Here is a 24,369-nt window from a genome sequence, read left to right on the forward strand (position 1 = left end):
GCTCACACCCCGTCGAACAGCCGGCGCGCAAGCGGCCGCAGGTTCGACGCCGACAGTTCGCACAGGCACACGAGTTCGTCGCCCTGTGCGTAGCCGGGATTGCGTGCGAGGAAGTAGTCGACGTCGGCCAGCCGCCGGTGCGCGGCCGGCACCTCCGCGAGCACGGGCGCAAGCCGGCCCTGCGGCGTGTCGAACGACAGCAGGCCGGTGGCGGAGTCGTACGCGTGCCCGTAGCGGCTCGCGGCCAGGTAATCCATCAGGTCCTGCGTGGCCGGAGCGGTCAGGTGATCGGCACGCGGCGCGTAGTCGCGCGCGAACGCGCGCAGGTAGCGATAGGTGCGATGCCCCTTGCAGATCAGGAACCAGTACAGCGGCACGGCGGGTGCCTGCCGCCACACGTTGCCCGCGTGGCGGATCCACGCGAACGCGAGATGCTGCGTGCCCCAGTGCGCGGGATCGATGATCGTGTCGCCGGAAAAGATCACGCGGATCGACGCGTCGCGCCAGCGTGTCTCGTACTGCTTGAGCGTCGAGAAGCCCTGGATCGCGCCGCCGCCGTCGCGCAGCACGATGCAGTGCGTCTTGTCGCCGAGGTCGCGGTCGAACTGCGCACGAACCGTGTCGCAATAGGACGCCGCATACAACGAGAACATCCGGTCGATGTCGTCCGGGCCCAGGGCCGCACGTTCGACGGCGGTGGCACGCAACTCCATCGGGTACTCCTGCAAGACTGAACAGCTTGCTATGATAGCCCGTTACCCGCCTGCTCCCGCCATGCCCAACGCCGTTTCCCGCCAGGATGCGAACGACGCGCCGATCGCCCGGCCATGGCGGCTGCTCGTCGCCTATCTCGTCGTGACGGGCGCGTTCTACTCCTTCGTCACGCACCTGCCGCTCGGGCCGGTCACGATCATTCCGGCGAGCACACTCGATCGCGCGGTTCCGCTGCTGCCCGGCACCGTGCCGCTTTACCTCAGCTACCTGTTCGTGATGCCCGCGCTCGTGTGGCTCGGGCGTGGCCGTGCATGGCTGCTGCCGGCGCTCTTCGCCAGCACGCTCGCGGCCGGCATTTGCCTCGTGTGCCATCTGCTGCATCCGACCGCCGTCGCATGGCCGCCCGCTCATGACGGCTGGATCGCGTGGCTGCAGCGGATCGACACGCCGCTTGCCGCGTCGCCGAGCGGGCACGTCGCGCTGCCGGTCGCGATCGCCATCGTGCTGCTCGCGCTGCGGCAACGGTCAGCCGTGCTGTTCGCCGCATGGAGCGCGCTGCTGATGGTGACGGTCCTGACCACCGGCCAGCATCGTGCCGCCGACGTCGCGTGGGGCGGCGCGACCGGTATCGCGGCCGGCGCGCTCACGCTCGCGCTGCTGCGCGCCAAAGTCGACCTGCGCACGATGGCGGCCGCGCTGCTCGAATGGGCGTGCATCGTCGTGGCGATCCGGGTGGCCACCGCGCTCGGCACGTGGTACCTGTATGCGCTTGCCGTACTCGTCGTCGCGACGCGGCAGCATGCGCTGTTCATCCTGTATCACGACGCGACCCACTATCACCTCACGCGCCGCCGCGGTTTCAACGACTTCCTGATCAACGTCGCGATCGGCGTGCCGGGGCTCGTGCCCATCGAGTTCTACCGGCCGCTGCATCTCGCGCATCACCGGCATCTCGGCACCGCGCAGGACCCAGAGCGGCAGTTCCTCTATCACGACCAGCCGTGGCAGTTCCGGCCGCTCGACGCATGGCCGCTTGCGCGGCAGTTCCTCGGCGACCTGCTCGTGCTGAACATGGTGCGCAACATGGCGGCATTCCGGCGCGCGGGCGGACAGAACACGCGGCTCGGCCGGCCGTTCCTGGCAGCCGCGGCGGTATGGGGAGTCATCGTCGCGCTGCTCGTATGGGCCTGTACCGTGCAGACGATCCTGCTGGTCGCCGCGCTGTGGTTCGTGACGCTGCTCACGCTGTCGGTCCTGCTGCAGAAGATCCGCAGCATGGCCGAGCACAGCGGTGGCCCGCACGCGACGCCCGGCTGGGCCGACTGGACGTATTCATGGCGCACGGGCTGGATCGGCCGCGTGTTCGTGTGGCCGTATCACATCAACCTTCATCTGCAGCATCACCGGAATCCGGCGGTGCCGTGGCATGCACTGCCCGACGCGATCGACGAACACGAGCCGCAACTCGACGCACCGGAACTGGCCCGGCTGCTGTGGTCGGGCATCCCGCCGAAGCCGTGACCGGCGACGGCGTGCGCGATGTCGCACGCCGTCGCCCTCCTTCCCCGTTACTTCGCGATATACACGCCCGACGTCGGGCACGTGCCCTGCGTATTGCCGTCCGTCACGAGCGAGGCGGCGCTCGGGAACTGCGCGGCCGCATTGGTCTTCACCGCGATCCATGCTTCGGTGAAGTAGCTGACGCCGTTCGTCTTCGTGCACTTCAGCGACACCGCGCTGCGCGTGTTGCTGCCGAACGCGCCTTCGAACGCCGACAGCAGCTGGCTGCGCGTGACTGTCTTGCCCGCGTTCGCCTGCAGGAACGCGTTGAACGACGTGTTGCCGAGCCGGCTGATCATGCCGGACGCCTGGTTCCAGTACGCGTCGGGCGATGCCGAGTTCGAGCAGGTGCCGTGCTTGAACCACTCGTGCTTGTCGAGGCACGACGCGACGCCCGGCATGTACGTCGACAGCGTGTTGCGGGTCGCGCTGCTGATCGGGTACGCGTCCATGCTGCACCACTGGTGCGCGTTGTCGAGGTCGATGTCGTTCTGCGGCACGCCGCAGTAGAACGGCTGGTTGCCGTCGTAGTTGTTCGGCCACAGGCCATGCAGAGACAGGCTCGTCGCCGCGTACGTGCCGGCGAGGTTCGTGCATTCGGGCGTGTCGTGCGACGCGCAGAAGCCGGGCTCCCACGACGCGGCGAGCAACAGGTAGTCGTAGCTGGTCTGCGCGGTGGCGTGCAGTGAAGCGGAAGCGACGGCGAGTGCGGCAGCGGCGCGGGCGAGCGTCTTGAGCATGGCGTTTCCTCGGAAAAGGCTTGCGGTCGCGGGATGCGCCGCAAGGTTGTCGAATGTCTGTCCGCGATTGTTGCCGACGCAACGTGGCACGAATGTGAAGGTGGACGAAATAATTCGCGGTGCGGCGCAGATGCACGCCATGCGCTGAAACGACCACCGTCGCCAGGATCGCCGCGTGCCGCCAAGCCTGTTACGAACGGTACCGGTACCGGCGCTTGCCTTCCCCGGCAAACAACGCCCGCGTACGCTGTCGCTACTTTCATCCCGTAACGGATCATCGCCATGGTGACTGCGACCCGGCTGGGCAAGCGATACTGCGTCGAAATCGGGAACGGGCGCAGCGTCGTGCGCGCGGATACGCACAAGGCAGGCAAAGGCGGCGACGCTGGCATGCGGCCGCACGAGTTGCTCGAAAGCGCCCTCGCCGCTTGCGTCTGCATGTCGATCGATATGGCCGCGGAACGCACGGGCATGACGCTGCCGGCCTGCACGGTGGACGTGGCCATCGATCGCCTCGATCACGAAACCGGCTTCGACATCGCGCTGCGCTTCGCGGCACCGCTGTCGCGCGCGCAGCAAGCCCTTGTGCGCGACGCGACGCAGGCTTCGCCGGTCGCCCGCACGCTGGGCAAGCCGGTGCGGGTCAGGCCGGCCGCAATCGCGAGCGACTGATCGTCCGGCATCGTCGCGTACACGGCACTATCGACGCCGGCTCGCACACGCGCACGGCACGCCGCCCGTCACGACCCGGCGCCCAGCTGCGTGCACGCGCGAGTGATCGATTCGGGGCCTTCGAGCGCGAGGATCTGCCACACGCCGATGCTGACGCGCTGGCGCGCCGCCGTCGACGCATCGGTCAGCAACGCCTCGACGCGCGGTGCGGCGTCCGGCGCCTGCTGCTTCAGCGCCGCATGATGCCGCGCGCGCGACGCCGGCCCGGATTCGTAGACGTCGCACAGACGCACCATGCCGGCGAGACCGGCAAGGTCGTCGTCCTTGTCGATCGCGCCCGGCTCGACCGGCGCGAGCCCCTTGCGCTCCGCCGCCGGCAGCTTGTTGCGCGCGCCTTCGTCGATCGACGTGGCGGACGCCGGCGGCAGGCCGCCGATCGCCGCGACGATCCGGCTGCCCGCGGCGATCATGTCGCCCTGGCACTCGATCTTCTCGGCGGCCGCGACGTTCGAGCAGAACGACACCGACATGCGGTACACGTCGTTGCTCATGCGCGGCACCTCGTCCGCGCTCGCCTGCGCGAAGCCGGCGCTCGTCAGCGCCAGCGCGGCCGGAATCAGGATGCGGAAAGCTCTCGTCTTGTTCATTGTTGTTTGCGTAGGGGGGGGTCTCGTGGCGGGCAACCTCGCGCGGCCGCGCGGTAGCGACCGCAGTGACGCCGGGCCCGCGTCCGGCGGCACGCGATCACTTCATCGACGCAGCCTCCGATCCGCCGGGCGACAGCGCCGCGTGGTCCTGCTCGCGCCACGTGCGGCGCGACGCCATGATCGCCTTCACGGCCGAGCGCGCGACCTTCCACCACGCGAACGGCCGCGGGTCGGCGAGCATGCTGAGCGCGCGCGCATAGTCGAGCGTGAGCCCGGGCGTCCACGCCATCGTCACCGCGCGCTTGCGGATCTGCGCGGCGACCCACAGCTCGGGCGTGAGCAGCAGCCGCACGAACGCGCCCCACCCGGCCCGCGCGCCCTTCAGCCGCCACACCGCGCCGTCGAGTGCGGCTTCGAGCGCGTTCGACACCGTGCTCGAGCAATTGCGATGCGTGAGGTTGTACGTCAGGTTCTGCCGGTACGACGTCCAGAAGGCATCCAGCTTCGACGGATCATAGTTGCGGATCCGCACGCGCACGGTCGACGGGCACCACGCCTTCGACTCGGTCGCGTAGTCGGGCTGGAACAGGCCCGGCACGTCGTTTTCGCGTGTCGCACGCAGGATGCGCGTGAATTCGTCCGGAGAACGATCGATTTCGACGCCCGGATACAGGCTGATATAGATGCCCTCGGGCGACTCCAGCGCCGCGTGCCCGGTCGAGATCACGCCATTGACGTCCACCGCCGCGATATAGCGGTCGATCACCGGATAGCGCTGCGCCTCGGCCTTCGACGTGCCGGTCGGCGTCCACACGTGCACGGTGAGCGCATGCTCGCCGTCGGCCGGCGGGCCGTCCCATTCGGATTGCGCGAAATGCGGCCGGTCGCGCGCATCGTCGAGATCCGGCGCGAGCGCCGGCGCCGGCGACGTCGCGAACGCCGGATTGCGCGTCAGCCGCCGCACGCGCGCGGCGAGGCTCAGCATGTGCATCCCGCCGAACATCAGCAGCAGCCCGAGGCAGTACGGCACGGTGCCCACGTAGTGCGTCGGGTACGGCTGATAGAAGAAGATGGCCAGCAGGATCTCGACGACGCCCCAGGCGAATGCCACGTTCCAGCGGCGATACCGCACCATCCACGCTGCAGTGCACTGCAGCAGCCCGTCGACGAGGAACAGCGTGCCGAAGATCATCGACAGCAGGAAATGGCCATGGTGATGCCCCGCGAACACGAGCCCGGCGGCGACCACCACCGCGATCCCCTTCACATAGCGCAGGATGCGCTGCCCGCCGACGCCGCTGCCGGCCACGGCAAGCGTCGCGAGCCCCTCGATCAGGAACAGCCACGCAAAGATCTGGATCGGGAAATGCAGCGCGCCGTCGAGCGCATCGACGAAGATCACGACGCCCGCGACGACCCACACCCAGCCGAGCACGGTCAGCCCGCGCCAGCGGGTGCGCAAGTATTCGATGCCCAGCAGCAGCAAGACCAGTCGTACCATCGCGCTCTCTCGTCATTTTTTGGGATACGCGCGGGTCACGCGTTTCCTGTCGTTTCGACCGTGCCTCGTGCAGAGTGCGGCCGAAAGGCGGTAATTCGTACCGGCGCGTCATGCCTCGACATGACCGTGGGTGGCCGGTATCCCTCCACACTGGCCGAATAATAAGATATGCAGGAGACGGTTGAAAGCGGCGGCGACAACGTTGTCGGCACGGCACGGACAGAGGCCATCGACCGCTGCCACGGCAGATTTCCCGTTCGACAACGCGCGGCAGATACGCGAGAATCCGGCTTCCGAGGGCGAAAGCCACTGAACTGAACTGAACCGCACAGACGGGACAACAACAATGAACGTATCGATCACGCGCCGGCGCCTGCTGGCCGCCGGCGTGGCCGCCAGCAGCCTCTCGCTGTCGGGCTGCTTCACGCCGAAGCTGTACAAGGAAGACGGATACAGCGAGCACGTGTCCGGATTCATGATGACCGAGGACGGCAAGAAGCTCGTCGTCCTGGGCACGGACTACCATTACATCTTCGATCTGCCGGCGCAGTTGCGGCCGGTCTTGATGTCCAGTTACCGTAAATCGCTGCGCACGACGTTCGCCGCCTTTCATGCGAGCGGCGGCAGCATCACGGGCCAATACCGTATCTTGCTGCCGAAGGACGCGTCGGACGACGATCGGCAGGCGGCCGCTGCCGACGGCTTCACCGCCGCGCAGGCCGGCCTCGTGCTCGAAGGCGACATCAGCGGCAAGCGCTATTCGACGGAAGGGTTCGTCGAAAAGTACAAGACGAGCACGCAGCCGTTCAACCGGCCGTACTCGGTCTATATCAGGCAATCACCGTCCGCGCTCGGCATGGGGCTGCGGATTCTCGCCACGCCGGTCACGGTTGCCGCCGACGGCGTGCTCGTGCTGGGCGGCATCGTGCTCTTGCCGTTCGCGGCAATTGCGATCAACGCGAACGGCGGCATCCGGATCATGTAAAGGCGTGCGGTACGAGCGCAACAGGAGCACCACCATGACCGCCTCACCGCTTCACGCCCCGCCGCTCGGCCCGCAACTCAAGCGCTGGCGCGCGCTGCATCGCGTCAAGCAAAACCATGCGGCCGAGCTGTTCGGCGTCGCGCAATCGACGATCTCGCGCTGGGAGGCCGGCCGCCAGCAGATGTCGCCCGACGAGCGCGCGACCGCCGAGCGGTTGCTCGCCGCGCGCCTCGATTCGGCCGGCGATCACGCGCTCGCGCGGCTCGTCGCGGGCAGCGCGGGCCGCATGCATCTCGTGTGCGACCTCACGCACCGCCTGCTCGCGTCTTCTCCGGCGCGCGCGGCCGAATTCTCGCAACCGCTCTCGATGTTGCTCGGCACGTCGCTGTGGCGCTACGCGACACCGCAGATCGTCCGCATGGAAACCGCGCTCGACACGCTCGGCTGGCATGACCACGCGGGGCCGCCGAGCGTCGAATTCGACACCGGTGCGAATGCGTCGCGCGTCGTGCCGATCCGCGGCAGCATGTGCCGGTGGACGCGGATGACACTGTCGGACGGCTCGGCCGTGCGGCTCGTGGAGACGCTCCAGGACGCGTGATTGCCGGGTCGCGATGAAGCACCGCATGCCGGCAACGGTGCGGCAACCTTCAACGTGTCCGGCATGCCACGCAAAAAATACCAACGTGAATGGCAGCACGCCCAGGGGACATGCCACATGTCGACGCTTGTCATGCGAGAACTCGTGATCGTCGCGTTCATTCTCTATACGGGCGCGGCGGTGTTCGTTGCGCTTCGCTCGGGTGTGGCCAACGCCGGCGGCAGGCGGGTGGCGCGCCGCAGCAGCCCCTGGCTGTTCAGCCTGATCGTCGGTGTTCAAACGGGCTTCTTCGCGCTGTTCTGCTGGGCCGGACTTTTCGTGAAGTAGCGGCCCGGCAAAGCGCCACCGCCACGCATATTTCATGCGTGGACGAAGCACGCCCACCCGCATTACGCTAGGCGGCTCATCGCAAGGACGCCGACCATGACCCCCGATACGATCCACGCGCGGCTCGCTTTCCTGCGCGAAGCCGAACGCCTGAAGGATGTGCTGCGCAGCGGCCACACGTCGTCCGGGCGCGCGGAAAGCACGGCCGAACACAGCTGGCGGCTGTGCCTGATGGCGCTCGTGTTCGCCGACGCGCTGCCCGGCATCGACACGCTGAAGCTGCTGAAGCTGTGCGTCGTCCACGATCTCGGCGAGGCGCTGCACGGCGACATTCCCGCGATCGAACAAGCCGCGCACCCCGACAAAAGCGCGCAAGAACGCGACGACCTGCTGACGCTGACCGCATCGCTCGATCCCGCGCGGCGCGACGAGATCGTCGCGCTGTGGGATGAATACGAGGCGGCGGCGACGCCGGAAGCACGCGCGGCGAAGGCGCTCGACAAGCTCGAGACGATCCTGCAGCACAACCAGGGCAGCAACCCGCCCGATTTCGACTACGCGTTCAATCTCGGCTACGGCCGCCGCTACACCGACGCCGCGCCGCTGTTCAGCGCGATCCGCGACATCGTCGACGCCGACACGCAACGCCGGATCGACGCGGGCGGGCAGCGCGCGTAAGCTCGCGGGATCGGGCGTGCGGCACCACGCACCCTGCCCGCACGAGGCGCTACGCATGACGCAGAACATCTACGACGACCCGGCCTTCTTCGAAGGCTACAGCCGCCTGAACCGCTCGATTCGCGGCCTCGACGGCGCACCCGAATGGCCCGCGCTGCGCGCGCTGCTGCCCGACCTGCGCGGCCGCAACGTGCTCGACCTCGGCTGCGGCTACGGCTGGTTCAGCCGCTGGGCGGCCGATCAGGGCGCGGCAAGCGTGCTCGGCATCGATGTCTCCGAGCGCATGCTCGAACGCGCGGCGTCGACCGCCGCGCACCCCGCGATCACGTACCGCCGCGCCGATCTCGAAACGCTCGCATTGCCCAACGCCGCATTCGATCTCGCATACAGCTCGCTCGCCTTCCACTACGTCGCGCGCCTCGACACGCTGCTGCGCACGATTCATCGCGCGCTCGTGCCCGGCGGGCGGCTCGTGTTCTCGATCGAGCACCCCATTTATACGGCGCCGCGCCGGCCCGGCTTCGTCGTCGATGCGCAGGGCAACCGCGCCTGGCCGCTCGATGGCTACCAGCGCGAAGGCGAACGCGTGACCGACTGGCTCGCGCCGGGCGTCGTCAAGCAGCACCGTACGCTCGGCACGCTCGTGAACCTGCTGATCGGCAGCGGCTTCACGCTTACGCACCTGGACGAATGGGGACCGACGCAGGCGCAGGTCGATGCGCTGCCCGCGCTCGACGAGGAACGCGACCGGCCGATGATGGCGCTCGTCGCGGCGCAGCGCTAACGCACGTCAACACACGCCGCGACACGCACACGGGCCCTCGCCCGCCGCGCTCACCGACCGCGGCAATCACGCCGCACGGCCTCCGCTCCGGTGCGGCGTTCGCACAATTCAGCACAATTTCCACACGATTTGGCGTGATGTCCTCGCTTACCATGAGCGGCTGATTCGACTCGGCACGCCCGCGCGATGCGTACGCGGATGCCGTCGCGGGCAACCTGCCCGACATGCGACGCCGACCGGATCGTCCCGCCTGGCCGCACGCATCGCCGGCACTGCCTGATCCTCGCCGCACGCTCATGACTCAGAAGACCCATCGCCGCCGGCGCATCGTGCTGGCTACCCTTGCCGTCGTGGCGATCGCCGCCGGCGCCACGCTGAAGGCGTGCGCGCCCGACAAGCATCCGCAATACCTGTCCGCGCCCGTCTCGCGCGGCGATCTCGAGAACGCTGTGCTGGCAACCGGCGCACTACAGGCCTTCCGGCAGGTCGACGTCGGCGCGCAGGTGTCGGGGCAGCTGAAATCGCTGAAGGTGAAGCTCGGCGACAAGGTCACGAAGGGCCAGTGGCTCGCCGAGATCGATCCCGTGATCTCGGAAAACGCGCTGCGCCAGGCGCGCGCCAGCGAAGAAAGCCTGCGCGCGCAACAACAATCGACCGCCGCGCAACTCACGCAGGCGGAACTCGCGTTCAAGCGCCAGCAGGCGATGCTGCCCGACGATGCGACCTCGCGCGAATCGTTCGAGGCCGCACGCGCAACGCTCGACGTGCAGCGTGCGACCCTCGCGTCGCTCGCCGCGCAGATCCGCTCGGCCCGCATCCAGATCGAGACCGCGCAGGCGAACCTGGGCTACACGCGCATCGTCGCGCCGATCGACGGCGAGGTCGTCGCGGTCGTCACGCAGGAAGGCCAGACCGTGATCGCACAGCAGCAGGCGCCGGTGATCCTGAAGCTCGCCGATCTCAACACGATGACCGTGAAGGCGCAGGTGTCGGAAGCCGACGTGATCCGCGTGCGTGCCGGCCAGACCGCGTATTTCACGATCCTCGGCGAACCGGACAAGCGTCACTATGGCAAGCTGCGCGCGATCGAGCCGGCGCCGCAGAACTACGCGGAAGCGCAGAGCCCGCTCGGCGGCGGTACCGGCGGCGGCACGAAGCCGAATTCGGCCGTGTTCTACAACGCGCTGTTCGAAGTGCCGAACCCCGAGCATCGGCTGCGCATCTCGATGACCGCGCAAGTCAACATCGTGCTCGGCAATGCACGCAACGCGCTCAGCATTCCGGCCGCCGCGCTCGGCGAAAAACGCAAGGACGGCACCTACACGGTGCGCGTGCTGCGCGCCGACGGCAGCACGGAAACGCGCAACATCCGCATCGGCATCAACAACAACGTGCGCGTCGAAGTCCTGGCCGGCCTGAAGGACGGCGAACGCGTCGTGATCGGCGAAGCGGCCGGTGACGACCACGCGCCGCTGGCGGACGTGGTGTGACGATGAACCAGCCCCTGCTGAAACTCGCCGCCGTCACCCGACGCTTTCCGGCCGGCGACAAGGATGTCGTTGTCCTGAACAACGTCAACCTGTCGATTCACGCGGGCGAGATCGTCGCGATCGTCGGCGCGTCAGGCTCCGGGAAGTCGACGCTGATGAACATCCTCGGCTGCCTCGACCATCCGAGCGAAGGCACCTACACGGTCGGCGGCCGCGACACGCACATGCTCGACAGCGACGAGCTCGCGCAACTGCGCCGCGAACACTTTGGCTTCGTGTTCCAGCGCTATCACCTGCTGCCGCACGTCGACGCCGTCGCGAACCTCGAAATGCCCGCGATCTACGCCGGCACGCCGCGCGCCGAGCGGCACGCACGCGCACGCGAACTGCTCGCGCGCCTCGGGCTCGCGGATCGCGCGCACCATCGCCCCGGGCAACTGTCCGGCGGACAGCAGCAACGCGTGAGCATCGCGCGTGCGCTGATGAACGGCGGCCAGGTGATCCTCGCCGACGAACCGACCGGCGCGCTCGACACGAAAAGCGGCCAGGACGTGATCCGCATCCTGCACGAGCTGAACGCGCTCGGCCATACGCTCGTCATCGTCACGCACGACAAGGCCGTCGCGCGCCATGCGAAGCGCATCATCGAGATCAGCGACGGCGAGATCGTCGCCGACCGGCCGAATCGTCACTACGCCGAAGCCCTCGCGGAAGCGGGCGTGGACACCATGGAAGCAACCGACGCGGCAGCCGGCGCACCGCCCGCCGGTGATCACCACGACATGCCGCCGCCCGCTGCCGTCGACACCCATGCGCATGCCGATACCGGCACCCGCACGCAACGCTTCGCGGCCGGCTCCGGCCGCTTCGCCGAAGCCTGCCGGATGGCATGGATCGCACTCGTGTCGCACCGGCTGCGCACGCTGCTGACGATGCTCGGCATCATCATCGGCATCACGTCGGTCGTGTCGATCGTCGCGATCGGCGAAGGCGCGAAGCGCTACATGCTCGACGAGATCGGCAGCATCGGCACGAACACGATCAACATCTATCCGGGCACCGACTGGGGCGACAGCCGCGCCGACGCGATCCAGACGCTCGTGCCCGCCGACGTCGCCGCGCTCGCCGAGCAGCCGTACGTCGACAGCGCGACGCCCGAAACGTCGCGCACGCTGCTGCTGCGCTACCGCAACGTCGACGTGAACGCGCTCGTGAGCGGCGTCGGCGACCGCTTCTTCCAGGCGCGCGGGATGCGCTTCGCGCTGGGTGTCGCGTTCGACGAGGACGCGGTGCGCCGCCAGGTGCAGGTGGCCGTGATCGACCAGAACACGCGCCGCAAGCTGTTCGGCGCGACGCGCAACCCGATCGGCGAAGTGATCCTGGTCGACAACGTGCCGTGCGTCGTGATCGGCGTGACGGCCGACAAGAAGAGCGCGTTCGGCAGCGTGAAGAGCCTGAACGTGTGGGTGCCGTACACGACCGCGAGCGGGCGCCTGTTCGGGCAGCGTTATCTCGACAGCATCACCGTGCGCGTGCGCGACGGGCAGCCGAGCGCCGCCGCCGAGAAAAGCCTCGAAAAGCTGATGACGCAGCGCCACGGCCGCAAGGACTTCTTCACGTACAACATGGACAGCGTGGTGAAGACCGTCGAGAAGACCGGGCAGTCGCTCACCTTGCTGCTGTCGCTGATCGCGGTGATCTCGCTCGTCGTCGGCGGGATCGGTGTGATGAACATCATGCTGGTGTCGGTCACCGAGCGTACGCGCGAAATCGGCATCCGGATGGCGGTCGGCGCGCGCCAGTCCGACATCCTGCAGCAGTTTCTCGTCGAGGCCGTGCTCGTCTGCCTGCTCGGCGGCACGATCGGCATCGCATTGTCGTTCGGGCTCGGCGCGCTGTTCTCGATGTTCGTCGCGCAGTGGAAGATGGTGTTCTCGGCCGGCGCGATCGTGACGGCGTTCGTCTGCTCGACGCTCACCGGTGTGATTTTCGGCTTCATGCCCGCGCGCAACGCATCGCGGCTCGATCCGATCGATGCGCTCGCGCGCGATTGAAGAAAGACCTGTCATGACGCATTCCTCACCGCTTCACCGCCTGGGCGCAGTCGCGTGCGCGGCCGCGCTGCTCGCCGGCTGCGCAGGCGCGCGCCACGAACCGCTGCCCGCCGTCGCGATGCCCGCGAACTGGGAGGCACCGGTCGCGGCCGGCGCACCGGCCACCTCACGCGACTGGTGGCGCAGCTTCGGCGATCCGCAACTCGATGCGCTGATCGACGATGCGCTGCGCGCCAACAACGACCTCGCGATCGCGGCGATCCGCGTGTACCGCGCGCAACTGCAAGCCGGGCTCGCGGATACGAACCTGACGCCGAACGTGTCGGTCGGCGCGAACGGCGCCGTGTCGCGCACGCTCGATACGCACCGGATGAGCCGGACGAGCGGCGGGACCGGTTCGCTCAGCTATGAAATCGACCTGTGGGGCCGGCTGGCCGCGCTGCGCGACGCCGCGCGCTGGGAAGCCGACGCGACGGCCGCCGATCTCGAAGCCGCGCGGCTGTCGCTGATCGGCACGACGGCGTCGCTGTACTGGCAGATCGGTTATCTGAACCGGCAGATCGCGCTCGGCGACGCGAACATCGCCTATGCAGTCCGCACGCTCGCGGTCGTGCGGTCGCGGCACACGGCCGGCGCCGTGTCGGGGCTCGATCTCGCGCAGGCCGAACAGAGCCTCGCCGCGCAACGCGCCGCGCAAACGCAACTGATCCAGCAGCGCACCGAGAATCGCCACGCGCTCGCGATCCTGTTCGACCGGCCGCCGCAGCAGCGCGCGGCCGAGCCGGCCGCGCTGCCCGTCGCGGCGCCGCCGGAAGTCGTGGCCGGCCTGCCCGCGAGCCTGCTCGGCCGGCGTCCCGACCTGCGCGCGGCGGAATTCCGGCTGCGCGAGTCGCTGGCGCAAGTCGACGCGACGCGCACGAGCTTCTATCCGACCTTCACGCTGACCGGGCAGGCCGGCACGTCGAGCACGAGCCTCGAGCGCGTGCTGATGAATCCGGTCGGCACGCTCGGGCTGGGCCTGGCACTGCCGTTCATCCAGTGGAACACGATGCAGCTGCAGATCAAGGTGTCGAAGTCGCAGTACGAGGAAGCCGTCGTCGGGTTCCGCCAGAAGCTCTACACGGCGCTCGCGGAAGTCGAGAACGCGCTGTCGGCGCGTGTGCAGCTCGAACGCGAAGCCGAACAGCGCGCGCTGTCGCTGGCCCAGGCGCAGCGCGCCGAACAGCTGGCCGCCGCGCGCTTCGCGGCCGGCGCGACCGCCGTGCAGCCGTGGCTCGACCAGCAGCAGCGGCTGCGCGATGCGCAAAGCGCCGACGAGCTGACGCGCCTGAACCGGCTCAACAACCAGATGACGCTGTACCGCGCGCTCGGTGGCGGGATGTCCTGACCGAAGCGCGCACCGGGCCGGCCGCGCCGACCATGCACGCTGTCATTCGCACACGGGCGCTCTGCGTCGGGCCGGCGCGAACGCCACCGCGCTCGCCGTCGCGAGCACGGCCACGCCCGCCGCGCCGTACACCATCACCCAGCCGAACCCGTGCACGAGCGCCGCGTGCAACGCCGCGCCGCTCGGGTCGGCCTGCGCGAGCGCCGGTGCGATCTCGTGCAATCCGTCGGTCCGGCCGGACGCAATCTCCTGCGCGAGCCGGCGCAGCGCCGCGTCGCCGATCGTGCCCGCGACGCCGCCCTTCAGGCTCGCGACGATCCCCGCGACCAGCACGAAGCCCATCGCCGCGATGTTCAGCGCGAGCGAGATCATCCGCGCGCTCATGTCGATGCCCGACGCCATCCCCGCCCGCGAGCTCGGCACCGCGCCCGTCGTCGTGTTGGTCACGGGGGTATTCGTGAGCCCGAGCCCGATGCCGGCGATCATGCAGCCGGGCAGCATCGTGATCCAGCTGGCAGGGTCGGCCGCGCTGCCGATCCGCATCAGCGCGAACCCCGCGGCGATCGTGAACAGGCCGCCCGGGATCACGACGCCCGGCCCGTAGCGCAATGCAAGCCGTTCGCCGAACGGCGGCGCGACCAGCGTCGGCAACGTGTACGCGAGCAACGCGAGGCCGGCCGTCACGCTGTCGTAGCCGAGCGCGACCTGGAACCAGATCGGCAGGTAGATCATGAACGGCCAGAAGCTGAAGTTCATCCCCATCGAACCGAAGATCGCGCCGGTGAACGCGCGAATCCGGAACACCGAGAAATCGAACATCGGCCGCGCACTGGCGCGTTCCGCGATGAAGAAGCCGGCCAGCGCCAGCACGGTCGCGCCGAGCACGCCGAGGCCGGCCGCGCTGGTCAGCCCGAGCGCCGCGCTTTGCGTGATGTAGAACGCCAGGCCGAGCACCGCGAGCGACAGCGTGACGATGCCTGCGACGTCGAGCCTGCCCGCGTGCGGATCGCGCGACTCCTGCACCGCGCCGCCGATCAGCACGAGCGCGACGGCCGCGAGCGGCGCATGGACGAGGAACACCCACGGCCAGCTTGCCAGCGCGACGATCGCGCCGCCGACGATCGGCCCGAACCCGAGCCCGATGCCGAACACGATCCCCCAGATCCCGAACGCACGGCCGCGCTCGCGGCCCTCGCGGAACTGGTGCGACAGCACCGCAATCTGGCAGATCAGCATCGCGCCACCGCTGGCGCCCTGCAGCAGCCGCCCCGCGACGAGCACCGGCACGTTCGGCGCGAGCCCGCACAGCAGCGACGTCGCGCCGAACAGCACGGTGCCGATCACGTACACGCGCTTGCGGCCGAACCGGTCGGCGAGCGTGCCGGCCGCCATCAGCACGGTCGTGCACGCGATCGTGTACGCGTTCATGATCCACTGCATGCCGTTGAAATCGCCATGCAGCACGTGTTCGAGCGTCGGCAGGATCACCGGCACGCTCGAGATTTCGAGGCCGAACATCAGCGACGTGAGACAGACGGCCGCGAGCGCGACCGCATTCCTGCGGGAGTCGGATTGCGTCATGCGTATTGCGCCGCGACCCGGCAACGGGCCGCGCGCCTCCAGGTAAGAGGGATGCTCCGCGTGCGGCCGGCGACGCACGCTGGACAGGAATCGGTACTATAGTGAGAATCTTCATCCCCATTGACGCATGCATTTCTCCAGACTGGGGAATCACAGGACTCAATCCCGCCCATGACCGACAGACTCGACGGCGTGACGACCTTCGTCCAGGTAGTGGAATCGGGCAGCTTCGCGCTCGCCGCGGAGCGCCTCGACATGACGCGTTCGGCCGTCGGCAAGGCGATCGCGCGACTCGAGAAGCGGCTCGGCGCGCGGCTGTTGCAGCGCACGACGCGCAGCCAGAGCCTGACCGACGACGGCCAGGCGTACTACGACCGCTGCGTGCGCGCGCTCGCGGAGCTGGAGGCGGCGGAGGCCGACCTCGACTGCGGCCGCAACGAGCCTCGCGGCAAGCTGCGCCTGAGCGTGCCGCTCGCGTTCGGGCATCACTGCGTGACGCCCATCGTGCTCGACCTCGCGCGCACCTATCCGCATTTGCGGATCGACGTGTCGATCACCGACCGTTTCGTCGATCTCGTCGAGGAAGGCATCGACCTCGCGGTGCGAATCGGCACGCTCGCGGACAGCACGAGCCTCGCGGTGCGGCGGCTCGGCACGCAATACGGCAGCCTCGGCGCGGCGCCGTCGTATCTCGCCCGCCACGGGATGCCGAAGACGCTCGACGACCTGAAAGACCACCGGACGATCGCGTATTCACGCTCGGGCGTGGTTCAACCGTGGGACTTGCGTGCGCTGGACGGCTCGACGGTGCGGGTCGACATGCCGCACCAGCTCAGTTTCGACGACGTGCAGGCGATCGCGGCGGCCGGCGCGTCGGGGTTCGGGATCGCGTGGCTGCCGAGCTGGCTGCTCGACCACTACGTGAAGCGCGGCGAGATGACGGTCGTGCTCGACCGCTGCTTCGTCTGCGAAGGCGACATCCACGCGATCTGGCCGAAGACGCGCTACCTGCCGCGCAAGACGCGCTGCGTGATCGACGCGCTCGCGCAGGCGGTGCCGCCGATGATCGAGCGGTGAGATGAGACGGGATGGGATGAAATGAATCCGACGCGCCGCGGGGGCGCGTCGGAGCATCACGCGGCGCCGAGATCGGCCAGCGGATGCGCGAACAGCTTCCACGGCGACGTCAGGAAATGCCGCACGCGTTCGGCGCGCAGCTCGACGAGCGACGCGGGCGCCCAGCGCGGCTTGCGATCCTTGTCGACCAGATGCGCACGCACGCCTTCGCAGAAGTCGCCTTCCTCGATCGCGCGCGCGACGATGCCGAGCTCCATCCGGAACGATTCGGCCAGCGTCATCTGGCGGCCGCGCAGCAGCGCCTCGCGGGTCACGCACAGCATCGTCGGCGAATGGCCGGTGAGCGCATCGAGCGTCGCCTGCAGCCATTGACGGTGCTCGCGCGACAGCTCCTCGCGCGCAAGATCCTGCGTCAGCGTCGCGACGATCCGCTCAACCGTCGAGCGCTTGTCGAAGTGACGCACGATCCACGGCATCTGGCTGTCGAGCGCCGCGTGCGGCACAACGTTGCACGGCGGCTCGAACACCTTGCGCAGCAACGGCAGCGCATCGCCTTCCCACTTGACGCTTTCGATGCGCGTCTCGAACGTGTCGAGCCACGCGGACGGCACGCACAGATCCGCGAGCTTCGCCGTGAGCGCGTCGGCGCCCGACAGCATCGCGCCGGTCAGCCCGACGTACAGCTCGAGTTCGGCCGGCATGCGCGACAGGAAATGCGTCGCGCCGACGTCGGGCACGAGGCCGATGCGCGTCTCCGGCATCGCGATCTTGCTGCGCTCGGTCGCGACACGCAGCGCCGCGCCCTGCGCGAGGCCCATGCCGCCGCCCATCGTCACGCCGTCCATCAGCGCGACCACCGGCTTCGGGAACGTATGGATCGCGTAGTCGAGCCGGTATTCGTCGACGAAGAACGGCAACCAGGTTTCGCGCTGCGCGACCATCCGGTACAGCGCGCGCACGTCACCGCCCGCGCAGAAGCCCTTCTCGCCGGCGCCGCGCAGCACGACCGCGACGATCTGGTCGTCGTCACGGCAGCGCTCGAGCAGCGCGGCCAGCTCGCCGATCATCGGGTACGACAGCGCATTGAGCGCGGCCGGCCGGTTCAGCGTGATCAGCGCCACGCGGTTCACCACGCGAAACAGCACCTCCGGTGCGTGCTCCGCGAACGCGTCGTGATTCGTCACCGGCGTGCTCATCGTTGCGGCTCTCCGTCGTTGTGCCACTGCGGCGCGCGCTTGCCGAGGAACGCAGCCACGCCTTCGCCCGGATCGTTCGTGTCGAACAGGTCGACGAAGCGCTCACGCTCGACCGCGAGCGCCGCGCTGCGCGGCACGCCGCGGCGCGCGAGGCCGATCAGCTCCTTGCTGTAAGCAACCGCATGCGGGCTCTGCCGTGCGACGTTGCGTGCCAGCGCCAGCGCGGCATCGCGTGCCGCGCCCGACTCCACGACGTCCTCGACGAGGCCGATCCTGAGCGCCGTGGCCGCATCGACACGCGCGCCGGTCAGGATGATCTTCTTCGCCCAGCCTTCGCCGACGAGCCAGGGCAGCGTCTGCGTGCCGAGGCCGCACGGCAGCAGGCCGACCGACGGCTCGGGCAGCGCCATCTGCGCATGCGTCTCCGCGATCCGCAGGTCGCACGCGAGCGCGCATTCGAGCCCGCCGCCCATCGCATAGCCGTTGATCGCCGCGATCGTCACGACGCGCGCGTCGTGCAGCGCCTCGAACGCCGCGCCGAAACGCGACGCCATCGCGCGCGCAACCGCGCGGTCGCCGTCGGCGAACGTGTTGAGGTCGGCACCCGCGCTGAAGAACTTCGGGCCGTCGCCGGTGATCACCAGCGCGCGCACGCGCGGGTTCGCATTCAGTTCGGCGACGGTTTCCTGCAGTTGCCGCAGCCCGTCGGCGGTAAAGGCGTTCGCGGGCGGACGCTTGAGCGTCGCGCACGCGATCGCGCCGTCGTCGACGTAGTCGAGTTCGATCATGAGGCGTCCTTCTTCGTTGCCGGTTGATACAGGCGGATCACCGCCGAGAAATCGAGCTGGCCGTCGCCACGGCTGCTCATCGTCTGGTACAGCTGCTGCGCGAGCGCGCCGAGATAGACCGGCTGGCGCGCCTGCTTTGCGGCATCGTTCGCGAGGCCGAGATCCTTCAGCATCAGGTCGGTGCCGAAGCCGCCCGAGTAGCCGCGCGACGACGGCGCGGTCTCGATCACGCCCGGATACGGGTTGTAGGTATCCGAACTCCAGCAGCGGCCCGTCGACGTGTTGACGATGCCGGCCAGCACCTTCGGGTCGATGCCGAGCGCGACGCCGAGCGACATCGCCTCCGACACGGCCGCCATCGAGATGCCGAGCACGAGGTTGTTGCAGACCTTCGCGACCTGCCCCATCCCCGTCGCGCCGCAGTGGACGATGTTCTTGCCCATGCCCGCGAGCACCGGCTTCACGCGCTCGAAATCCGCATCGCTGCCGCCGACCATGAAGGTCAGCGTGCCGGCCGCCGCGCCGCCGGTGCCGCCCGACACGGGCGCATCGACGAACGCGCCGCCATGCTCGCGCACGAGTGCGCCGAACGCCTGCGCGCTCGCCGGGTCGATCGTGCTCGAATCGATCACGGTCGCGCCCGCGCCGAGGCCGGCGAGCACGCCGTTCTCGCCGGACAGCACCGAGCGCACGTGCGGCGCGGCCGGCAGCATCGTGATGACGAACGTCGCGCCCGAGGCCGCATCGCGCGGCGATGCGGCCACCTGTGCACCGGCGTCCTGCAGCGCGCGCAATGCGTCGGCGCTCAGGTCGAACGCATGTACTTCATGGCCTGCTTTCAGCAGGTTCAGCGCCATCGGCGCGCCCATGTGGCCGAGGCCGATAAAACCGATTTTCATGTTCGTGTCCTCCGCTGCTCAGTGCAGCCGGATCGTCGTATTCACCGGGCCGGCCGTCGTGTCGTCGTCGAACCAGCGCGCGGTGACCGTCTTGGTCTGCGTGTAGAACTGCACGACCTGCTTGCCGTATGGGCCGAGATCGCCGAGCTTCGAGCCGCGCGAACCCGTGAAGCTGAAGAACGGCACGGGCACCGGGATCGGGATGTTGATGCCGACCTGGCCGATGTCGATCTCGCTCTGGAACTTGCGTGCGGCCGCGCCGCTCTGCGTGAACAGGCCCACGCCGTTGCCGAACGGATTCGCGTTGACGAGCGCGATCGCGTCGTCGAGCGTGTCGGCTTCCATCACGACCAGCACGGGCCCGAAGATTTCATGCGTGTAGACCGACATGTTCGTCTTCACGCCCGAGAAGATCGTCGGGCCGACGAAATTGCCCTGCTCGTAGCCGGACACCTTCACGTCGCGGCCGTCGAGTTCGAGCTTCGCGCCTTCCTTCACGCCCGCGTCGATCAGCGACAGGATGCGTTCCTTCGCGGCCTTCGACACGACCGGCCCGACGTCCGTGCCGGCTTCCGCGCCCGCATTGACCTTCAGCGCCTTCGCCTTCTCGACGATGTCCGGCAGCCAGTCGCGCGCGTTGCCGACGAGCACCGCGACCGACGTGGCCATGCAGCGCTGGCCGGCCGCGCCGAAGCCCGCGCCGACGAGCGCGTTGATCGCCTGCTCGCGGTTCGCATCGGGCAGCACGACGGCGTGATTCTTCGCGCCCATCATCGACTGCACGCGCTTGCCGTGCGCGCTGCCGAGGTTGTACACGTGCGTGCCGACGGCCGTCGAGCCGACGAACGAGATCGCCTTCACGAGCGGATGCGTGCAGATTGCATCGACGACTTCCTTGCCGCCATGCACGACGTTCAGTACCCCTTTCGGTACGCCGGCCTCGACGGCGAGCTCGACGAGTTCCATCGTCGACAGCGGGTCCTGCTCCGACGGCTTCAGCACGAACGTGTTGCCGCACACGATCGCCATCGGGAACATCCACAGCGGAATCATCGCGGGGAAGTTGAACGGCGTGATGCCCGCGCACACGCCGAGCGGCTGGCGCAGCGTGTAGGTATCCACCCCGCCCGCGACGTTCTCCGCGAACTCGCCGAGTTGCAACGAACCGATCGAGCACGCGTGCTCGACCACCTCGAGGCCGCGGAAGATGTCGCCTTCGGCATCGGGAATCGTCTTGCCCTGCTCGGCCGTCAGCGTCTTCGCGATGCGCTGCTGGTTCGTGCGCACGAGATCCTGGAACTTCAGCATGATGCGCATGCGCGCGGCAATCGGCGTGTTCTTCCACGTCGCGAAGGCGGTGTGCGCGGCCTGCACGGCCGCGTCGACTTCCGCGACGGTCGCGAACGGCACGCGCGCGAGCACCTGCTGCGTCGCCGGGTTGACGATGTCACGCCACTCGTTCGTGGCGGACTCGACGAAGGCGCCGTCGATCAGCAGCTTGACCGTCGGCACGTCTTTCGAATTCGCGTTCATCGATCCTCTCTCCTTCCAGAGGGCCGCGAAGCGCGATATCGCCGCGCGGCCGGTTCAATTCGGCTGCGGGCAGCGGCCGCGGAATGCGGCGCGCGCGGCCCGCGGTCACGTCACTTCAGTTCGGCGGCGAAATCCTCTTCCCAGTATTCGCCGGGCATCCGTTCACTGGCATCGTCACCACGCTCGAGCTCGCGGCGACGCAATTCGACGCGGCGGATCTTCCCCGAGATCGTCTTCGGCAGCTCCGCGAACTGCAGGCGGCGAATGCGCTTGTACGGCGCGAGCTTCTCGCGCGAGAAGCGGAAGATGTCCAGCGCGAGCTCGGGGCTCTCCTCGTAACCCTGCCGCAGCGTGATGAAGGTCTTCGGCACCGACAGCCGCACGGGATCGGGGCTCGGCACGACGGCCGCCTCGGCGATCGCCGGATGCTCGATCAGCACGCTTTCGAGTTCGAACGGGCTCAGCCGGTAGTCGGACGACTTGAACACGTCGTCCGCGCGGCCGATGTACACGTAGTAACCGTCGTCGCGGCGCATCGCGATGTCCGACGTGCGGTAGTGGCCGTCGCGCATCGCGTAGGCCGTCGCGTCGGGATTGTTCGCATAGCCCTTCATCAGCCCGACCGGGCGCGCGACGTCGACGCCGAGCGGCAGCGCGACCTCGCCTTCGGTCACCGGCGTGCCGTCCGGGTCGAGCAGCGCGATGCGGTAGCCCGGCAGCGGCCGGCCCATCGAGCCCGCGACGACCGGCTGGCCCGGCGAGTTGCCGATCAGGCAGGTCGTCTCGGTCTGGCCGTAGCCGTCGCGGATCGCGATGCCCCACGCCTTCTTCACGCGCTCGATGATCTCGGGATTCAGCGGCTCGCCCGCACCGACGATCTCGCGCAGCTTCACGTCGAACGACGCGAGCGGCTGCTGCACGAGCATGCGCCACACGGTCGGCGGCGCGCACAGCGTCGTCACCTGGTATTTGACGAGCGCATCGAGCACCACCTTCGGCTCGAAACGCGCGTAGTTGAAGGCGAACACGCACGCCTGCGCATTCCACGGCGCGAAGAAGCAGCTCCACGCGTGCTTCGCCCAGCCCGGCGAGCTGATGTTCCAGTGAATGTCGCCCGGCTGCAGGCCGACCCAGTACATCGTCGACAGATGGCCGACCGGATAGGTGCGGTGCGTATGCTCGACGAGCTTCGGCTTCGACGTCGTGCCCGACGTGAAGTACAGCAGCATCGGATCGTTCGCGTGCGTGATGGCGTCCGGCTCGAATTCGGCGCTCGCCGCGTAGCCGTCGTTCATCGCGAGCCAGCCCGCGCGCGGCGCGCCGGCGACGATCTTCTGCACGAGGCCAAGATCCGGCTGTTCGAACTTGGCGGTTTCGTTCTCGTCGACGATCGCGTATTTCGCGCCGCCGATCTGCACGCGGTCGCGCACGTCGTCGGGCGACAGCTGCGTGGTGGCCGGCAGCACGATCGCGCCGAGCTTCATCGCGGCGAGCATCGCATCCCACAGCTCGACACGGTTCGGCAGCATCAGCAGGATCCGGTCGCCGCGCACGACGCCGATCGAGCGCAGCCAGTTCGCGATCCGCGACGAGCGCTCGGACATCTGCGCGAACGAATACGGATCGCCCGTGCCGGTCGCCGCATCGACGATCCACAGCGCGGGCTGGTCGTTGCCGCGCGCCATCGGGTCGAAGTAGTCGAGCGCCCAGTTGAATGCGTCGAGCACCGGCCACTCGAACGCGCGGTACGCGGTCTCGTAGTCGGTGCGATGGCGCAGCAGAAAGTCGCGCGCGTCCAGGAATGCCTGTACCGTCATCGTGTCCTCCAGTCTCCATGCCTCACGGTCAACCGGGCATGCGCTGCAGCCCATGCCCGGTTGCCTCTGTTGCGGCGCACGGTCACGTCGTTGCGTGCCGCGTTCGCCGCGCTGCCCTCGTGCCCTGCGTGATGTCGTCGCCGGGGTAACCGTCGTGGCTCAAAGCTGCCGCGCGATCACCATCCGCTGCACTTCGCTGGTGCCTTCGTAAATCTGCGTGATGCGCGCGTCGCGATAGTGACGCTCGACTTCGTAATCGACCAGGTAACCGTAGCCGCCGTGGATCTGGATCGCGTCCGAACACACGCGCTCGGCCATCTCCGACGCGAACAGCTTCGCCTGCGACGCTTCCGACAGGCACGGCAGCCCGGCGGTGCGCAGCTTCGCCGCGTGATGCACGAGCAGGCGCGCGGCGTTGATCTGCACGGCCATGTCGGCGAGCTTCTGCTGGATCGCCTGGTGCTCGGCGATCGGCTTGCCGAACTGCACGCGCTCGCCCGCATAGCGGCGCGCCTTGTCGAATGCGGCGCGCGCGATGCCGAGCGCCTGCGCGGCGATGCCGATGCGCCCGCCCTCGAGGTTCGACAGCGCGATCTTCAGCCCTTCGCCGCGATTGCCGAGCAGGTTCTCTTCCGGAATCGCGCAGTTCTCGAACGTGATCGGGCACGTATCCGACGCGCGGATGCCCATCTTCTTCTCGGGCTTGCCGACGATGAAGCCCGGCGTGTCGGTCGGCACCAGGAACGCGGAAATGCCGCGCTTGCCGGCTTCCGGGTCGGTCATGGCAAAAACGATCGCCACGCCGGCGCGCTGGCCGTTGGTCACGAACTGCTTCGCGCCGTTCAGCACCCATTTGCCGTCGCGCAGCTCCGCACGCGTGCGCAGGTTGTTCGCCTCGGAGCCGGCGTGCGGCTCGGTCAGGCAGAACGCGCCGATCACGCGGCCGGACGCCATGTCGGCCAGCCAGCGATCCTTCTGCGCGGGCGTGCCGAAACCGAGGATCGGCCCGCAGCCGACCGAGTTGTGCACGCTCATCATCGTCGCGCACGCGGCGTCGCCGGCGGCGACCTCTTCCATCGCCAGCGCGTAGGCCACGTAGTCCGTATACGAGCCGCCCAGCTCCTGCGGCACGATCATCCCGAGCAGGCCGAGTTCGCCGAGCTGCGCGACGATCGCGTCGGGCAGGTGCGCATCGTGGTCCCACTGCGCCGCGTTCGGCGCCAGCATCTCGGTGGCAAACGCGCGCGCGGCGTCGCGGATCATCCGCTGGTCTTCGGTGTAAAGCTCGTCCATGGTGCTGCTGTCTCCCGCGGCCGCCGGGCGCGACCGTCCTTGCGT

Annotated in this window: 22 protein-coding genes; 11 read left to right on the forward strand and 11 right to left on the reverse strand. The window is 68.6% G+C overall.

The window, feature by feature from the left end:
• Positions 1–2: 2 nt before the first annotated feature.
• Positions 3–713, reverse strand: coding sequence for a hypothetical protein (locus CFB39_RS28480; protein WP_089475336.1), 711 nt, complete (start codon positions 711–713; stop codon positions 3–5).
• Between the two features lie 61 nt (positions 714–774).
• On the opposite strand from CFB39_RS28480, the gene CFB39_RS28485 reads away from it, so the two are divergent.
• Positions 775–2,235 carry a fatty acid desaturase family protein gene (locus CFB39_RS28485; protein WP_089475337.1) on the forward strand — a complete coding sequence of 487 codons (1,461 nt, stop codon included), beginning with the start codon at positions 775–777 and terminating at the stop codon, positions 2,233–2,235.
• A 47-nt stretch (positions 2,236–2,282) separates the two neighbouring features.
• On the opposite strand, the gene CFB39_RS28490 is transcribed toward CFB39_RS28485, so the two are convergent.
• Positions 2,283–3,014, reverse strand: a complete 732-nt coding sequence (locus CFB39_RS28490; RefSeq protein ID WP_089475338.1) for a ribonuclease T2 — start codon at positions 3,012–3,014, stop codon at positions 2,283–2,285.
• A gap of 282 nt (positions 3,015–3,296) precedes the next feature.
• Between CFB39_RS28490 and CFB39_RS28495 the strand changes: the two genes are divergently transcribed.
• Complete coding sequence (locus CFB39_RS28495) at positions 3,297–3,686, forward strand: OsmC family protein (RefSeq protein WP_089475339.1); 390 nt, start codon at positions 3,297–3,299, stop codon at positions 3,684–3,686.
• Positions 3,687–3,754: 68 nt separating this feature from the next.
• Here CFB39_RS28495 and CFB39_RS28500 read toward each other — a convergent pair whose 3' ends face one another.
• Positions 3,755–4,333 (reverse strand): hypothetical protein, encoded by a 579-nt coding sequence (locus tag CFB39_RS28500; RefSeq protein ID WP_089475340.1) that lies wholly within the window; start codon positions 4,331–4,333, stop codon positions 3,755–3,757.
• Between the two features lie 97 nt (positions 4,334–4,430).
• Positions 4,431–5,834 (reverse strand): HdeD family acid-resistance protein, encoded by a 1,404-nt coding sequence (locus CFB39_RS28505; RefSeq protein ID WP_089475341.1) that lies wholly within the window; start codon positions 5,832–5,834, stop codon positions 4,431–4,433.
• A gap of 346 nt (positions 5,835–6,180) precedes the next feature.
• Here CFB39_RS28505 and CFB39_RS28510 point away from each other — a divergent pair, with 346 nt between their 5' ends.
• The 8 genes from CFB39_RS28510 (at position 6,181) to CFB39_RS28545 (ending at position 14,140) form a co-directional block, all read left to right on the forward strand.
• A complete protein-coding gene (locus CFB39_RS28510) occupies positions 6,181–6,819 on the forward strand; it encodes a hypothetical protein (RefSeq protein WP_089475342.1) in 639 nt (212 codons plus the stop codon).
• Between the two features lie 34 nt (positions 6,820–6,853).
• Positions 6,854–7,420 (forward strand): helix-turn-helix transcriptional regulator, encoded by a 567-nt coding sequence (locus CFB39_RS28515; RefSeq protein WP_089475343.1) that lies wholly within the window; start codon positions 6,854–6,856, stop codon positions 7,418–7,420.
• A complete protein-coding gene (locus CFB39_RS28520; protein WP_089475344.1) occupies positions 7,421–7,747 on the forward strand; it encodes a hypothetical protein in 327 nt (108 codons plus the stop codon). It begins immediately after the preceding gene.
• A gap of 96 nt (positions 7,748–7,843) precedes the next feature.
• On the forward strand, positions 7,844–8,425 hold the full coding sequence (locus CFB39_RS28525) for an HD domain-containing protein (RefSeq protein ID WP_089475345.1): 582 nt from the start codon (positions 7,844–7,846) through the stop codon (positions 8,423–8,425).
• A gap of 55 nt (positions 8,426–8,480) precedes the next feature.
• Positions 8,481–9,209 carry a bifunctional 2-polyprenyl-6-hydroxyphenol methylase/3-demethylubiquinol 3-O-methyltransferase UbiG gene (locus CFB39_RS28530; protein WP_089475346.1) on the forward strand — a complete coding sequence of 243 codons (729 nt, stop codon included), beginning with the start codon at positions 8,481–8,483 and terminating at the stop codon, positions 9,207–9,209.
• Positions 9,210–9,505: 296 nt separating this feature from the next.
• Positions 9,506–10,699, forward strand: a complete 1,194-nt coding sequence (locus CFB39_RS28535; RefSeq protein ID WP_089475347.1) for an efflux RND transporter periplasmic adaptor subunit — start codon at positions 9,506–9,508, stop codon at positions 10,697–10,699.
• A gap of 2 nt (positions 10,700–10,701) precedes the next feature.
• Positions 10,702–12,753, forward strand: a complete 2,052-nt coding sequence (locus CFB39_RS28540) for a MacB family efflux pump subunit (protein WP_089475348.1) — start codon at positions 10,702–10,704, stop codon at positions 12,751–12,753.
• 13 nt (positions 12,754–12,766) lie between these two features.
• Positions 12,767–14,140 carry an efflux transporter outer membrane subunit gene (locus CFB39_RS28545; RefSeq protein ID WP_089475349.1) on the forward strand — a complete coding sequence of 458 codons (1,374 nt, stop codon included), beginning with the start codon at positions 12,767–12,769 and terminating at the stop codon, positions 14,138–14,140.
• 42 nt (positions 14,141–14,182) lie between these two features.
• Here CFB39_RS28545 and CFB39_RS28550 read toward each other — a convergent pair whose 3' ends face one another.
• On the reverse strand, positions 14,183–15,721 hold the full coding sequence (locus CFB39_RS28550; RefSeq protein ID WP_089475350.1) for an MFS transporter: 1,539 nt from the start codon (positions 15,719–15,721) through the stop codon (positions 14,183–14,185).
• A 171-nt stretch (positions 15,722–15,892) separates the two neighbouring features.
• Here CFB39_RS28550 and CFB39_RS28555 point away from each other — a divergent pair, with 171 nt between their 5' ends.
• Entirely contained in the window at positions 15,893–16,798 is a 906-nt protein-coding gene (locus CFB39_RS28555) for a LysR family transcriptional regulator (RefSeq protein ID WP_089475351.1), read from the forward strand.
• 56 nt (positions 16,799–16,854) lie between these two features.
• Here CFB39_RS28555 and CFB39_RS28560 read toward each other — a convergent pair whose 3' ends face one another.
• The 6 genes from CFB39_RS28560 to CFB39_RS28585 form a co-directional block, all read right to left on the reverse strand.
• On the reverse strand, positions 16,855–17,994 hold the full coding sequence (locus CFB39_RS28560; RefSeq protein WP_039366432.1) for an enoyl-CoA hydratase/isomerase family protein: 1,140 nt from the start codon (positions 17,992–17,994) through the stop codon (positions 16,855–16,857).
• Entirely contained in the window at positions 17,991–18,782 is a 792-nt protein-coding gene (locus tag CFB39_RS28565) for an enoyl-CoA hydratase (protein WP_089475352.1), read from the reverse strand. Before CFB39_RS28565 ends, CFB39_RS28560 begins: the two co-directional genes overlap by 4 nt.
• On the reverse strand, positions 18,779–19,681 hold the full coding sequence (mmsB, locus tag CFB39_RS28570) for a 3-hydroxyisobutyrate dehydrogenase (protein WP_089475353.1): 903 nt from the start codon (positions 19,679–19,681) through the stop codon (positions 18,779–18,781). The genes CFB39_RS28565 and mmsB overlap by 4 nt, the downstream gene beginning before the upstream one ends.
• Before the next feature lie 18 nt (positions 19,682–19,699).
• The gene (locus CFB39_RS28575; protein ID WP_089433054.1) at positions 19,700–21,214 is read right to left on the reverse strand and encodes a CoA-acylating methylmalonate-semialdehyde dehydrogenase; all 1,515 of its coding nucleotides are present in this window, start codon (positions 21,212–21,214) and stop codon (positions 19,700–19,702) included.
• Positions 21,215–21,324: 110 nt separating this feature from the next.
• A complete protein-coding gene (locus CFB39_RS28580; RefSeq protein WP_089475354.1) occupies positions 21,325–23,031 on the reverse strand; it encodes an AMP-binding protein in 1,707 nt (568 codons plus the stop codon).
• Positions 23,032–23,190: 159 nt separating this feature from the next.
• Positions 23,191–24,324, reverse strand: a complete 1,134-nt coding sequence (locus CFB39_RS28585; RefSeq protein ID WP_089429048.1) for an acyl-CoA dehydrogenase family protein — start codon at positions 24,322–24,324, stop codon at positions 23,191–23,193.
• Positions 24,325–24,369 lie beyond the last annotated feature (45 nt).

The organism is Burkholderia sp. AU6039, assembly GCF_002223365.1.
Lineage (GTDB): Bacteria > Pseudomonadota > Gammaproteobacteria > Burkholderiales > Burkholderiaceae > Burkholderia.

Excerpts from the sequence above, each read along its gene's own strand:
- CFB39_RS28560 (WP_039366432.1), bottom strand. The coding sequence starts at position 17,994 with ATGAGCACGCCGGTGACGAATCACGACGCGTTCGCGGAGCACGCACCG.
- CFB39_RS28585 (WP_089429048.1), bottom strand. The coding sequence starts at position 24,324 with ATGGACGAGCTTTACACCGAAGACCAGCGGATGATCCGCGACGCCGCG.
- CFB39_RS28575 (WP_089433054.1), bottom strand. The coding sequence starts at position 21,214 with ATGAACGCGAATTCGAAAGACGTGCCGACGGTCAAGCTGCTGATCGAC.
- CFB39_RS28540 (WP_089475348.1), top strand. The coding sequence starts at position 10,702 with ATGAACCAGCCCCTGCTGAAACTCGCCGCCGTCACCCGACGCTTTCCG.
- CFB39_RS28485 (WP_089475337.1), top strand. The coding sequence starts at position 775 with ATGCCCAACGCCGTTTCCCGCCAGGATGCGAACGACGCGCCGATCGCC.
- CFB39_RS28545 (WP_089475349.1), top strand. The coding sequence starts at position 12,767 with ATGACGCATTCCTCACCGCTTCACCGCCTGGGCGCAGTCGCGTGCGCG.
- CFB39_RS28515 (WP_089475343.1), top strand. The coding sequence starts at position 6,854 with ATGACCGCCTCACCGCTTCACGCCCCGCCGCTCGGCCCGCAACTCAAG.
- CFB39_RS28580 (WP_089475354.1), bottom strand. The coding sequence starts at position 23,031 with ATGACGGTACAGGCATTCCTGGACGCGCGCGACTTTCTGCTGCGCCAT.
- CFB39_RS28550 (WP_089475350.1), bottom strand. The coding sequence starts at position 15,721 with ATGACGCAATCCGACTCCCGCAGGAATGCGGTCGCGCTCGCGGCCGTC.
- CFB39_RS28525 (WP_089475345.1), top strand. The coding sequence starts at position 7,844 with ATGACCCCCGATACGATCCACGCGCGGCTCGCTTTCCTGCGCGAAGCC.
- CFB39_RS28555 (WP_089475351.1), top strand. The coding sequence starts at position 15,893 with ATGACCGACAGACTCGACGGCGTGACGACCTTCGTCCAGGTAGTGGAA.
- mmsB (WP_089475353.1), bottom strand. The coding sequence starts at position 19,681 with ATGAAAATCGGTTTTATCGGCCTCGGCCACATGGGCGCGCCGATGGCG.
- CFB39_RS28480 (WP_089475336.1), bottom strand. The coding sequence starts at position 713 with ATGGAGTTGCGTGCCACCGCCGTCGAACGTGCGGCCCTGGGCCCGGAC.
- CFB39_RS28535 (WP_089475347.1), top strand. The coding sequence starts at position 9,506 with ATGACTCAGAAGACCCATCGCCGCCGGCGCATCGTGCTGGCTACCCTT.
- CFB39_RS28565 (WP_089475352.1), bottom strand. The coding sequence starts at position 18,782 with ATGATCGAACTCGACTACGTCGACGACGGCGCGATCGCGTGCGCGACG.
- CFB39_RS28495 (WP_089475339.1), top strand. The coding sequence starts at position 3,297 with ATGGTGACTGCGACCCGGCTGGGCAAGCGATACTGCGTCGAAATCGGG.
- CFB39_RS28500 (WP_089475340.1), bottom strand. The coding sequence starts at position 4,333 with ATGAACAAGACGAGAGCTTTCCGCATCCTGATTCCGGCCGCGCTGGCG.
- CFB39_RS28510 (WP_089475342.1), top strand. The coding sequence starts at position 6,181 with ATGAACGTATCGATCACGCGCCGGCGCCTGCTGGCCGCCGGCGTGGCC.
- CFB39_RS28490 (WP_089475338.1), bottom strand. The coding sequence starts at position 3,014 with ATGCTCAAGACGCTCGCCCGCGCCGCTGCCGCACTCGCCGTCGCTTCC.
- CFB39_RS28505 (WP_089475341.1), bottom strand. The coding sequence starts at position 5,834 with ATGGTACGACTGGTCTTGCTGCTGCTGGGCATCGAATACTTGCGCACC.
- CFB39_RS28530 (WP_089475346.1), top strand. The coding sequence starts at position 8,481 with ATGACGCAGAACATCTACGACGACCCGGCCTTCTTCGAAGGCTACAGC.